At 47.3% G+C, this 12,648-nt stretch carries 8 protein-coding genes; all 8 read left to right on the top strand.

Going from position 1 to position 12,648, the window contains the following annotated elements; translation table 11 throughout:
- Nucleotides 1–46 precede the first annotated feature (46 nt).
- The 8 genes from J7I42_RS27490 to J7I42_RS27525 all read left to right on the top strand — a co-directional run bounded on the left by J7I42_RS27490 (nucleotide 47) and on the right by J7I42_RS27525 (nucleotide 12,645).
- Nucleotides 47–3,844 carry a family 78 glycoside hydrolase catalytic domain gene (locus J7I42_RS27490; RefSeq protein ID WP_209142253.1) on the top strand — a complete coding sequence of 1,266 codons (3,798 nt, stop codon included), beginning with the start codon at nucleotides 47–49 and terminating at the stop codon, nucleotides 3,842–3,844.
- Between the two features lie 60 nt (nucleotides 3,845–3,904).
- Nucleotides 3,905–5,041 (top strand): iron-containing alcohol dehydrogenase, encoded by a 1,137-nt coding sequence (locus J7I42_RS27495; protein ID WP_209142255.1) that lies wholly within the window; start codon nucleotides 3,905–3,907, stop codon nucleotides 5,039–5,041.
- Nucleotides 5,042–5,043: 2 nt separating this feature from the next.
- Nucleotides 5,044–5,970: a dihydrodipicolinate synthase family protein gene (locus J7I42_RS27500; RefSeq protein ID WP_209142257.1), complete on the top strand. Its 927-nt coding sequence runs from the start codon at nucleotides 5,044–5,046 to the stop codon at nucleotides 5,968–5,970.
- Between the two features lie 6 nt (nucleotides 5,971–5,976).
- A complete protein-coding gene (gene pdxA / locus J7I42_RS27505) occupies nucleotides 5,977–7,023 on the top strand; it encodes a 4-hydroxythreonine-4-phosphate dehydrogenase PdxA (protein ID WP_209142259.1) in 1,047 nt (348 codons plus the stop codon).
- Entirely contained in the window at nucleotides 7,023–8,177 is a 1,155-nt protein-coding gene (locus J7I42_RS27510) for a four-carbon acid sugar kinase family protein (protein WP_209142261.1), read from the top strand. The genes pdxA and J7I42_RS27510 overlap by 1 nt, the downstream gene beginning before the upstream one ends.
- A 31-nt stretch (nucleotides 8,178–8,208) precedes the next feature.
- The gene (locus J7I42_RS27515) at nucleotides 8,209–9,780 is read left to right on the top strand and encodes a sodium:solute symporter (RefSeq protein ID WP_209142263.1); all 1,572 of its coding nucleotides are present in this window, start codon (nucleotides 8,209–8,211) and stop codon (nucleotides 9,778–9,780) included.
- 242 nt (nucleotides 9,781–10,022) lie between these two features.
- Entirely contained in the window at nucleotides 10,023–11,408 is a 1,386-nt protein-coding gene (locus tag J7I42_RS27520; RefSeq protein WP_209142265.1) for an alpha/beta hydrolase family protein, read from the top strand.
- 361 nt (nucleotides 11,409–11,769) lie between these two features.
- Complete coding sequence (locus J7I42_RS27525; RefSeq protein ID WP_209142267.1) at nucleotides 11,770–12,645, top strand: sugar phosphate isomerase/epimerase family protein; 876 nt, start codon at nucleotides 11,770–11,772, stop codon at nucleotides 12,643–12,645.
- Nucleotides 12,646–12,648: the final 3 nt, after the last annotated feature.

The following is a 12,648-nucleotide window of genomic DNA, read 5'->3' on the forward strand; positions in this document are numbered from 1 at the left end:
AGGTTGACAGGACCGGGGGAGGCTCCGGGAATGTAATTAAAATGACATGAACAAAAGACTCAAATACAGACTTCTTGTAACAGGCGTGCTGCTGATCTTATCAGCAGCATCGTCTGTTAAAGCACAGCTCACTGCGCAACACCTTCGCTGCGAAATGTTGAACAACCCTGCTGGTATCGATGTAACGCAACCACGGCTTAGCTGGCAACTGGCTGGCAAAGCCCGCAATATTCAACAGGTAGCTTATCAGGTGCTGGTGGCATCAACGCCAGAGAAGCTTGCCAAACAGGAAGGGGATATCTGGAACTCCGGTAAAGTAAGTTCCAATCAATCCATTAACGTAGCGTATAATGGCAAGGCACTCGCCAGCCGTACCGCCTGTTACTGGAAAGTAAAAGTATACACCAGCAAAGGCGAAACAGGCTGGAGCCAACCCGCTACCTGGAGCATGGGTTTATTAACGCCCGGCGACTGGAAGGCGCAATGGATTGGATCAGATAAAGCCATGCCCTGGGACAGTGTTACACAGTACGCGCGTTTATCGGCACGTTATTTTCTGAAAACGTTTACACAACAATTGGCAGTTAAGAAGGCCACGGTGTATGTTTCGGGTCTCGGGTTGTATGAATTGTTTATAAACGGACAGCGTATAGGCGATGCAGTAATGGCACCCGGACAAACTGATTTCAACAGATCTGTTCTCTACAACACCTATGATGTAACAAAACAGGTAAAGCAAGGGAACAACGCGATTGCTGCTGTATTGGGCAACGGCCGTTTCTTCACCATGCGCCAGAACTACAAACCCAAAAAGATCAACACCTTTGGCTTTCCCAAACTGCTGTTGCAGCTGGAGGTAGAATACACCAACGGTACAAAGAAAACGGTGGTGACCGATGGTACGTGGAAGATGACCGCCGATGGCCCCATTCGCACCAACAACGAATATGATGGGGAAGAGTACGACGCTACAAAAGAAATGACCGGTTGGAACAATACCGGTTTTAACGATAAAGGCTGGCAACAGCCGGAGATGGTGCAGGCGCCCGCTGGGCATTTGACTGCACAAATGAACGAACCCATTAAAATAATGAAGACCATAAAACCGGTAGCAATTACGCAATTGAAACCGGGTGTTTTCATTGTAGATATGGGCCAGAATATGGTTGGCCGTTTACAAATGCAGGTAAAAGCCAGCAAGGGCCAGCAAGTGACATTGCGCTTTGCCGAAAGCCTGCAACCTGATGGGGAACTGTATGTACGCAACCTGCGCGATGCAAAAGTGACGGATGTTTATACCGCTAAAGGCGTGGGTGTCGAAACCTGGATGCCAACCTTTGTATACCATGGTTTCCGGTATGTAGAGATCACTGGTTATCCCGGTACGCCAACCGTAAACAATTTTGAAGGCAAGGTGATCTTTGATGACCTCGCAACAACCGGTACATTAGAGACCTCCAACGAAATAATAAACCGTATTCACCAGAATGCCTGGTGGGGGATCAGCGCCAATTACAAGGGAATGCCACTCGATTGTCCGCAACGGAATGAGCGGATGCCCTGGCTGGCCGATCATGCCATTGGTTCATTGGGAGAAAGCTTTTTATTCGGTAATGGTAACCTGTATGCCAAATGGCTGCAGGACATTGAAGAAGCGCAAACCCCAGAAGGTTCTATACCCGATGTGGCGCCCGCTTACTGGAATTACTACAGCGATAATATGACCTGGCCTGGTACCTACCTGGTTGTGGCCGATATGCTGTATAACCAGTATGGTGACAAACGCGTCATTGAAAAACATTATGCCTCCATGAAGAAATGGCTGCAATATATGCAGACCAAATTCATGCAGGATTATATCATCTCGAAAGATAAATATGGTGACTGGTGCGTACCACCTGAGTCACCTGAGTTGATCCATTCAAAAGACAGCCTGCGGAATACTGATGGTACACTGATCGCTACCGCCTATTATTACCGCATGGGTTGGTATATGCAAAAGTTCGCTGGTTTGCTGAACAAGACTGAGGATGTAAAAGCATTTGCAGCATTGAATCAGCATATTCAGGAAGCCTTCACCAAACGCTTCTACAACAAACAAAAGAAATCGTACAGCAATAACACCGTGACCGCCAACCTGCTGCCTTTGTATTTTGGCATTACCCCTGATAGTTTGCGTGAAGCGGTGTTCAATAATATCTCTCATAAGATCTGGAGTGAAAACCATGGTCACATCAGTACAGGGGTTATTGGTACCCAATGGCTGATGCGTTGTTTAAGCGAATACAAGCTGCCCGATATGGCTTACACCCTGATCTCAGATACTACCTACCCAAGCTGGGGGTATATGGTAAAACATGGTGCTACTACCATCTGGGAATTGTGGAATGGCAATACGGCGGCGCCGCAAATGAACTCACAAAACCATGTGATGCTGCTGGGCGACCTGCTGGTGTGGATGTATGAGAATGCTGCCGGTATCAAATCGGACGATTCTGCTGCCGGTTTCAAAAAGATCATCATGCAACCCACGCCGTTAGATGGGTTGACCTTTGTAAATGCTTCGTATCAATCGGTCCATGGACTGATAAAAAGTTCCTGGAAAAATGCGATCGACCGGTTTACCTGGAACGTGACCATTCCGGCCAACACTACTGCGTTGTTGTACATCCCAGCCGATGACGTAAAGAGCATCCTGGAAAACAATAAACCAATCACTGGTGTCGATGGCATTCGCTTTTTGCGTATGGAAGGTAAGAAGGCCGTGCTGGAAGTTGGCTCAGGCGATTATTCGTTTGTCTCCCACTACAAATTCAAAAGTGGTATGGTGACCGATGAATTCATTTTTGACAGAACGTCTTTTCCGGAAAGTCATGCCGCTACCATTGCTGAAACACCGAAAGGGTTGGTGACTGCCTGGTTTGGTGGCACCAAGGAAAGAAATCCGGATGTATGTATCTGGGTAAGCCGACAGGTGAACAATAAATGGACAGCACCCGTAAATGTGGCCAATGGCATTATCAATGATACGTTGCGCTATGCCTGCTGGAACCCGGTATTATACCAGATACCCAATGGTGAATTGCTGTTGTTCTATAAAGTAGGGCCTAATGTAGGAGGCTGGAAAGGCTGGCTTATCCGTTCAGCTGACAATGGCGTAACCTGGGGCAAACCAGAGGCGTTGCCCGATGGATTCCTGGGGCCCGTGAAAAACAAACCGGTGTTGTTACCCAATGGCGATCTGGTTTGTCCAAGCAGCAGAGAAGGCAGTGGTTGGACCGTCCACTTTGAAGTTACTTCCGACAATGGCAAAACCTGGCGCATGGTAGGGCCGATCAATCCCGATAAAAAGATCAACGCTATTCAACCAAGCGTATTAACATATAAAGATGGCCGGTTGCAGATCCTGTGTCGCAGCAAAAGTGCGGCCGTAGTGGAATCATGGTCTGCCGATAACGGTAAAACATGGACGCCACTGGCCGAGTCGATGTTACCCAACAACAACTCTGGCACAGACGCGGTGACCCTGAAAGATGGCCGGCAGTTAATTGTATACAACCATGTAAAAACACCAAAGGGTGCGCCCAAGGGCGCCCGTACGCCGTTGAACGTGGCAGTATCCCTGGATGGAAAATTATGGCAGGCGGCATTGGTGCTGGAAAATTCACCGGTGAGCCAATACTCATACCCATCCGTGATACAATCGGCCGATGGGATGGTGCACATTGTATACACCTGGCGCCGGCAACGCGTGAAATACGTAAAGGTTGATCCATCAAAACTAAAGTTGGTGCCGTTAACTGAATTTCCTTCGGGGGATCAGAATGGCGATAGTGAACTATAGTGACCGGTCGCCGGCAAACTTAGAATCAAAAAGAAACTAAATAAGTATATGCAGGATATAATGAAAATACATTTTCCCGGTAAACTGGTGTTTGGTAAAAATACATTAGAGCAGTTGCCTGATGAAGTAACGGCTTTATCCTGCACCAGGGCATTGGTAGTGACGATCACTCCTTTGCTGGGCCAGTTGAAAGGCTTTGTGAGCAAGCTGGAAGCAAGTGGTGTACAAGTGCAAACGAATACAAGCATCGTTAACGAACCATCATTTGCCGAAGTACAACAGCTGTTACAGGAAGTAAAAGGGTTCAACCCAGATGTGGTGATTGGTATTGGCGGCGGCAGTGTACTGGATGTGGCAAAAGTGACTGCGGCATTACTTGAAAATGAACAAGGCTTAAAAGATATAGTGGGTATTGGCTTTTTGAAAAGCCGCCCCAAAAAGCTGATCTGTATGCCAACAACTTCCGGCACAGGCAGCGAAGTATCACCCAATTCTATTTTGGTTGATGAAACAGATAACCAGAAAAAAGGGATCATCAGTCCCTTCCTGGTGCCCGATATAGTGTATGTAGATCCGTTACTGACGATGGGTGTGCCGGCTGCCATCACCGCAGCAACCGGTATTGATGCATTAACGCATTGCCTGGAAGCATACACCAATTTGTTTGCACATCCATTTATCGATGTGTATGCGTATGAAGGTATGCGGTTGATCGCAGCCAACATTGTGCAGGCCGTACAAAATGGCAATGATGAAGAGGCCCGTACGCAGGTGGCCATGGGCAGTCTGTTGGGTGGGTTCTGTTTAGGTCCGGTAAATACAGCCGGGGTGCATGCCCTGTCGTACCCGCTGGGAAGCGCTTATCATTTGGCCCATGGTCTGTCAAATGCCCTTTTGTTGCCTTATGTAATGGAATTTAACTACGTGGCAGCACCAAAACGTTATGCCGATGTGGCGGTTGCTTTGGGTTGTGAAAGAGAAGCCGATGATGTAAAGACAGCCCTGAAGGGAATTGACAAGATCCGTTCGCTGATCAGTGCTTGTGGTATTCCGGCCCGTTTGCGGGATGTAGGTATTCCCAAAGAAGCTATTCCACAAATGGCGGTAGATGCCATGAAAATAACGCGTTTGTTGAAGAACAATCCACGTCCGATCACAGAGAAAGATGCTATTGATATATTTAATGCAGCTTATTAACCATGCAACAAAAGAAATATAAAGGTGTAGTGGTACCGGCGGTAACGCCCCTGGCGTCGCCCACGGCCAACAGGCTTTCGCTGGATGCGGAGGCTGTAGAAAGAATGTTTGCGAACTTTCGTCAACATCAGGTAATGCCATTTATTTTAGGTACTACCGGCGAAGCAGCATCGCTGCCGCAATCAATTAAGCAGGATTACCTGAAAGTGGCTGTCCGGGTCAAACAGGCTGGCGATGTGCTGTATGCTGGTATTTCTTCCAATATTATGGAAGAGTCGGTATTATTCGCAAAACAGTCATTTGATGCCGGTGTGGATGTAGTGGTAGCTACATTGCCGAACTATTATCCGTTGACACCCGATCAAATGAAAACTTATTTTGAGCGCCTGGCAGACAACGTAGGTGGTCCGTTGATGATCTATAACATTCCGCCTACGGTGCATATGTCAATCCCGTTGGAGGTAGTGGAAGCATTGAGCCATCACCCCAATATTGTTGGGTTGAAAGATTCAGAGCGCAATGAAGAACGCTTACAGGCTGCACTAAAACTATGTGCTAACCGCGCTGACTTCGTTTATTTTGCCGGTTGGGCCGCACAGAGCGCTCAATCCCTGTTAAAAGGCGGCGATGGCATTATCCCCAGCACCGGTAACGTGGCGCCAGGGTTATACAATGAATTGTACAAAGCCGCTGTGGGTGGGAACGAAACAAAAGCCAATGCGCTGCAAAAGACCTCCGATATCCTGGGGAATATTTACCAGGGTGGCAAAACCTTAGGTGAATCATTATGGGCGTTAAAAGTGCTGATGAAAAAAGAAGGGTTGTGTGAAACGAATATGATGCCGCCCTTACATCAATTATCAAGCGAAGAAGAACAAAAAGTATTAACCGCCTGGGAAGCTGTAGTAAGCACCGGCGCTACAAAATAAACTAACATGCAGAAACCGATAGTAGGAATAACGATGGGTGATCCGGCCAGTATTGGGCCGGAGATTGCCGTTAAAGCATTATTGAATGAAAAGATCCATGCCATTTGCCGCCCTTTGCTGGTTGGTGATGCCGGCGTGTTTAATGATATTATCAGCCGGTTGAAAATGCCTGCTACAGTAAATGCCATTACCAAAGTGGCCGATGCTGCCTTCAAACCAGGCACCATAGATGTGTTTGATCTGAAGAATGTGGATATGGGTAAACTGGCGTTTGGCGAGATCTCGGCCATGGCTGGAGGCGCTTCTTTTGATGCCGTTAAAAAAGTGATAGAGCTGGCATTGGCGGGTGATGTAGACGCAACCGTAACTGGTCCCATCAATAAAAAGTCTATCAACGAGGCCGGGCATCATTTTGCCGGTCATACGGAGATCTATGCGCACTACACGGGTACCAGGAAATATGCGATGCTGCTGGTAGAAGAGAATATGCGCGTCATACACGTGTCAACCCACGTATCGCTGCGTGAGGCTTGTGACCTGGTGAAAAAAGACCGCATCATCCAGGTAATTGAATTATTGCACAATGGTATTCTGCAACTGGGCGCTACCAATACAAAAATTGGTGTGGCCGGTTTGAACCCGCATGCAGGTGACAGCGGTTTGTTTGGTACCGAAGATGATGGCGAAATAAAACCCGCTGTAGAAGAAGCCCGTAAAATGGGATATGATGTGGATGGTCCGGTGCCTGCAGATACATTGTTCTCGAAGGCTGCAACAGGTACCTATGGTGGCATAGTGGCCATGTACCACGACCAGGGGCATATTCCTTTTAAACTCACTGGTTTTAAATGGAATGCAGAGAAAAAGCAAATGGATAGTGTGAAAGGAGTGAACATCACCATGGGTCTGCCTATCATCCGTACTTCGGTTGACCACGGTACTGCCTTTGAAATTGCCGGGAAAGGCATTGCCAGTCCCGATGCCATGGTGTTGGCCATTGAAGCAGCCGTACAATTAAGTAAACACCGGATTAAACAACAAAACCCAGCATAATGATAGCGGTGATCGCAGATGATTTTACGGGTGCTGCCGAGCTGGCGGGTATAGGGTTACGCTATAACCTGACCGTTGAGCTGGGCACCGAAGTAAATGCAGCTACCAAAGCTGATCTGTTTGTTATAGCCACAGATGCCCGGTCGTTACCCGAAGTAGAGGCGGTTGCCATTATGCAAAAGCATACGCGCGAACTGTTGGCCATGCAGCCAGCCATGATCTTTAAAAAAACAGATTCTGTTTTAAGAGGTCATGTGCTGGCGGAATTACAGGCGCAATTGTCACTCACCGGTTTTAAAAAAGCGGTATTGGTAGCGGCCAATCCGGCTTTGGGCAGAACGATTGCAGATGGCCAGTATTTCCTCCATGGAAAACCTGTACACGAAAGCAGTTTTTCGCACGATCCTGACTTTGCCATCAGCAGCTCCACCATTTTGGAGATGCTGCGCAGTGATGGCGAATTGGTATATGTAAAAAAATATAGTGAGGTGTTGCCCGATGCCGGGATCATAGTGGGGGAGGCAGTACAAACCGCCGACCTGCAGGCCTGGGCAACCCGCATGGATAAGACCACGCTGATAGCCGGTGCTTCCGGTTTCTTTACAGCCATGCTTGATAAAATGCTGGCTGGTAAACAACCTGCTAAAAGCGTGGAGATACCTGAACGCTTACCGTTCAGTTTATTTGTTTGTGGTACCACCTTTTCTCAAAGCCGCAATACCATCAAAAGTATAAAAGCTGCCGGTGGCCCGGTGTGTTATATGCCCGAGGAAATAATCAGGTCGGTGCATAGCGGAACATACAGTTTTGTGAAATGGGCCAATGAAGTGGTGGCCCTGGTGAAAAATAATGAAAAAGCCATCGTGGCCATTCATGAAGATTCCACCAGGAATACAGCGGTTGGCGCTGGCCAACTGAAGGAAAAGATGGCGGGACTGGTGAATGAAGTATTACAACGTAGCATGGTGCAGGAACTGATCGTGGAAGGCGGCGCTACTGCCTGGGCATTGATCAGTCAGTCAAAACTGACCCGGTTTTATCCCGTGGAAGAAATGGCGCCTGGTGTGGTGCGGATGCAGACGAATGACCCTAATTTATTTATTACGGTTAAACCCGGCAGTTATCAATGGCCGGATGGGTTGTGGGATTTTTAAAAAAGGTTAGCTATCATTTTATAATTGCCATATGAATTTATCATTGTTGGATTACATCATCATCATCTGTTTTCTGGTGGTGACATTATATGTAGGTTTCCGTTTTGCGCGCAAGCAGGATTCGTTTAAGTCTTACTTTTTGGCGCATGGACGGGTCCCATCCTGGGCGATTGGCATGTCGTTATTGGCGACACTGATCAGTAGTGTAACTTTCCTGGCATATCCCGGAACCGGGTTTACCAGTAACTGGATCTTATTGGTACAGGGGCTTATGGTGCCCATTGTATTATTAGGTACCATCTGGTTTATTGTGCCATTGTATCGTAAGGTGATCGGATTAAGCACCTATGAATATTTTGAAAAGCGTTTTGGCGTATTTGCCCGCTATTACAGCTCCCTGGCATTTGTACTGCGCCAGTTCTCTTCCATGGGAACGGTGTTGTTCCTGTTGGCCCTGGCGCTGGATAGTATGATAGGTGGCAATACGATGATCATGATCGTTGTGGTAGGGTTGATCATTATTGGCGTGAACTTAATGGGTGGCATGGAAGCAGTGATCTGGCTCGATGTGTTCCAGGGTTTCATGCTGTTTGCCACCGGCATCATTTGTATAACAGTGATCCTCTTTTCTACGCATGGCGGTCTTCCTGAGATCTGGCAGGTGGCGAAAACCAATGGCCGTATCGGATTTGGCCCCTATGATGCTGACCTTACCCGGGTTACTTTCCTGGTAATGGCCATCAATGGATTGTTCTATGCTATTCAGAAATATGGTACCGACCAAACCGTAGTACAACGTTATTTGACCGCAAAAACCGACAAAGGCGCCATTCGTGCCTCACTCATGGGTATTTTGCTGACCGTTCCCGTTTGGATGTTGTTTATGTTCATTGGAACTGCTTTGTTTGTTTTTTATAAACAGAATCCCCTGCCAGCTGGATTACATCCCGAACAGGTATTCCCTTATTTTATTGGTACCCAGTTGCCCGTTGGGGTAAGAGGGTTGATCTTGTCGGCCATGATCTCTGCTGCTATTTGTAGTTTGAGTGCCGACCTGAACAGTCTGGCCGCTGTGGGCGTAGAAGATTATTATAAAAAGATGCGCCGTGGCCTTTCCGATGCAGCTTATTTGAAAGCTGGCAGATGGACGGTAGTGATCTCCGGATTGATCGCCATGGGCATTGGTTGTTTATATATCAATGCTGGTAGTGAAGGTGTATTGGGTATTGTGTTTACCCTGTATGCCATCTTCTCTGGTGGTATTGTGGGTATTTTCCTGCTGGGTATTTTCAGCGCCCGCGCTAATCAGCAAGGGATCACTATTGGCATTATTGCCTGTATCCTGTTTACTTCCTATGCATTTTTGACGTCTACCCAAATTGGAATAGGTGCCGACAAACACCTGTTACTCGATTTTGGTAAATATAATTTTGGCCACGATAAAATGATGCTGGGTGTATATAGTCATCTGGTGGTGATCGGAGTAGGGTATGTGGCGAGTCTGTTCTTCCCCAAACCGGTGCTGGATAAGAATCTCCTGTATTCAGGCTGGAAGGAAGCGAGGAGGAAGGAGAAGAGACAGGTTACTTTGAAGGCGGTGTGATTGGTTGACAGGTTGACACGTTAACACGTTGACAGGGGTAAAGGCAAGTAGATTAAGGGTAAAGAAAGTATAAGGTTGATAGGGGTGACGGAGTTAATAAGGATGATAAGGGGGGCCGCGTCGCGGATTGCCGATTGCGGATTGCCGATTGCGGATTGCCGATTGCCGATTGCCGATTCGGTATTGCCGACTTGTCCGCCGTGGCCTTGGCGAAAGCGGATTCACGATAAAAAATAATAAAGATGCGCAAACTTATTTATATCCTTTGTTGCCTGCTGGCTTGGATAGATAGCAGAAGTCAGAATTCTGACGATTCCTATCGCGAGCCATTGAAACAGGTGTTAACGGAAATTCAAGGCCAGTATGGCATTAAGATCCGTTTTAACGACGATCAGGTAAAAGATCGCTGGGTAACCTATGCCCGCTGGCGTTTTCGTCCCGATGTGGAGAAAACACTTACCAATGTGCTGGCATCGCAGGACCTGTCGTTCAGCAAAACAGGCGACAAAAGTTATAAGATCAGCGCGTATCAATATCATTTAAAAACAGTAGAAGAAGGCAAGGCGCAGTTGGAATACCTGTCTACATTATATAATGATGTAGCCAGTTGGGAGAAACGAAAGGCGGAGTTGCGTTCGTGCATGTATGAAGCGTTGCAATTATCGCCCATGCCACCGGCGCCTGCTTCAAAACCCATTACAACGCCTGTGCGTAAAATGGATGGATACACTGTAGAGAATATTGCCTTTGAGGTATTGCCTGGGGTGTATACCGCTGCCTCTTTATATAAACCAGCAAAAATAAAAGGAAAGGTCCCGGTAGTGTTATGCCCGGATGGGCACTGGGAAAAACACCGCTACCGCGCCGATTGTCAGTACCGTTGCGCCACATTGGCCCGCATGGGTTGTATGGCCATCAGTTACGACATCTTTGCCTGGGGGGAATCGCTGTTACAATTTAAATCCGAAGATCATCGCCGCCCGCTGGCTATGACGGTGCAGGCGTTGGGTGCTTTTCGCATACTCGATTATTTGTTGAAGTTAAAAGAAGCAGATACCAGCCGGGTGGCCATCAGTGGCGGATCGGGTGGTGGCAGTCATACCATGCTGGTAACAGCCCTGGATGACCGGATAAAATTAAGCGTGCCTGTTGTAATGGTATCATCATACCACAGCGGCGGTTGCCCTTGTGAAAGTGGACAGCCGGTGCATTTGTGTGGTCATGGCACCAACAATGTTGAAATAGCTGCTATGGCAGCACCACGTCCGCAATTGGTGATTTCCGATGGCGGTGACTGGACGACCCATGTGCCCGAAAATGAATTTCCCTTTCTGAAAAAAATGTATGGGTATTATGGAAAACCCGAACTGGTAGAGAATGTGCACCTGCCACAGGAAGGACATGATTATGGTATTAACAAACGCACTGCCCTGTATGAGTTTATTGGCAAACATTTCCATTTGGACCTGTCTGCCATAAAAGATAAAACAACCGGCAAGATCGATGAAAGCAAGGTGACCATTGAGCCCGAAACCGCATTGTATGTGTTCGGCGATCATGGCGAGAAATTGCCCGCCAATGCTATTCATAGTTATGAGAAGTTGAAGGCATTGTTTGATAAGAAGTAGTTGGTAGGTTGATAGGGGTGATAGGGGTGATAGAGTTGATAAGGGAAGTAAGAGGTAGGAAGTTGACCAGTTAACCAGTTGATCAGTTGAACAGGAAGAAGGAGGTTGATATAGTTGATGGAGGTGATACCGTTAACCGGTTAACAGGGTGATATAGTTTATTAATTCTTGAGTTCTTGAGTTTTGCGCGAAGCGCTACTGCCGATTGCCGATTGCCGATTGCCGATTGCCGATTGCCGATTGCCGATTGCCGATTGCCGATTGCCGATTGCCGATTGCCGATTGCCGATTGCCGATTGCCGATTGCCGTTTCACGTTTCACGTTTGCCGATTCACGATAAAAGTTAACCCACATATAAAGATGAAGAATCACGTATTCACATTCGCACTATTAGTAACATTACTGACAGGCTTTGCTGCGTCTGCGCAAAAGCTGGTGAAAAAAGATGGGCGGTATAAGATTGCCGTGGTGGATCTCATGATCCTGAAAAGACAAAAGCTTAGCGCATTCCAGTTGTCAAAAGAATTAGGCGCGGATGGCGTGGAAGTTGATATGGGCGGATTGGGCGATCGCGAGACGTTTGATAACAAACTGGCCGATGATACCATCCGGGCTTTGTTCCAGGATAAAGCAAAAGAGTTCAACCTGCAAATAGCTTCATTGGCCATGACTGGTTTTTATGCTCAATCATTCCCTGAACGGCCTACAGCAGTGAAAGCAGTGGGGGACTGCATCAATACCATGAAGAAGATGAATGTAAAAGTTGGGTTTCTTCCCCTGGGTATTAAAGGTGATCTGACCAAGTTCCCTGAATTGAGACCAGCTGTTGTATCACGCCTGAAAGAAGTAGGCAAGATGGCAGAAAAGGCTGGTGTGGTGATAGGAGTGGAGACGGCTTTAAGCGCTACCGATGAATTACAACTGTTAAAAGATATTGGTTCACCCGCTATACAGATCTATTTCAACTTTTCGAATGCAATTCAAAATGGAAGAGACCTGTACAAGGAAATGGAAATACTGGGTAGTCATATCTGTCAGATCCATTGCACCAACAAGGACAGTGTATGGCTGCAGAACGATAAAGCAATTAATATGACCCAGGTAAAACAGGTCCTTGATAAAATAGGCTACAGAGGCTGGCTGGTGATCGAGCGGTCACGCGATGCCACTGATCCCAGGAACGTAAAAAGGAATTTTAGCGCTAATGTGGCTTATATGAAATCGATCTTTCAATAGTAG

Origin of the sequence: Niastella soli, assembly GCF_017742245.1 — a bacterium.
In the GTDB taxonomy this organism is placed as follows: domain Bacteria; phylum Bacteroidota; class Bacteroidia; order Chitinophagales; family Chitinophagaceae; genus Niastella; species Niastella soli.

Bases quoted from the DNA above. Each gene is read 5' to 3' on its own strand.
- J7I42_RS27490 (WP_209142253.1), top strand. From the start codon at position 47: ATGAACAAAAGACTCAAATACAGACTTCTTGTAACAGGCGTGCTGCTG.
- J7I42_RS27495 (WP_209142255.1), top strand. From the start codon at position 3,905: ATGAAAATACATTTTCCCGGTAAACTGGTGTTTGGTAAAAATACATTA.
- J7I42_RS27500 (WP_209142257.1), top strand. From the start codon at position 5,044: ATGCAACAAAAGAAATATAAAGGTGTAGTGGTACCGGCGGTAACGCCC.
- pdxA (WP_209142259.1), top strand. From the start codon at position 5,977: ATGCAGAAACCGATAGTAGGAATAACGATGGGTGATCCGGCCAGTATT.
- J7I42_RS27510 (WP_209142261.1), top strand. From the start codon at position 7,023: ATGATAGCGGTGATCGCAGATGATTTTACGGGTGCTGCCGAGCTGGCG.
- J7I42_RS27515 (WP_209142263.1), top strand. From the start codon at position 8,209: ATGAATTTATCATTGTTGGATTACATCATCATCATCTGTTTTCTGGTG.
- J7I42_RS27520 (WP_209142265.1), top strand. From the start codon at position 10,023: ATGCGCAAACTTATTTATATCCTTTGTTGCCTGCTGGCTTGGATAGAT.
- J7I42_RS27525 (WP_209142267.1), top strand. From the start codon at position 11,770: ATGAAGAATCACGTATTCACATTCGCACTATTAGTAACATTACTGACA.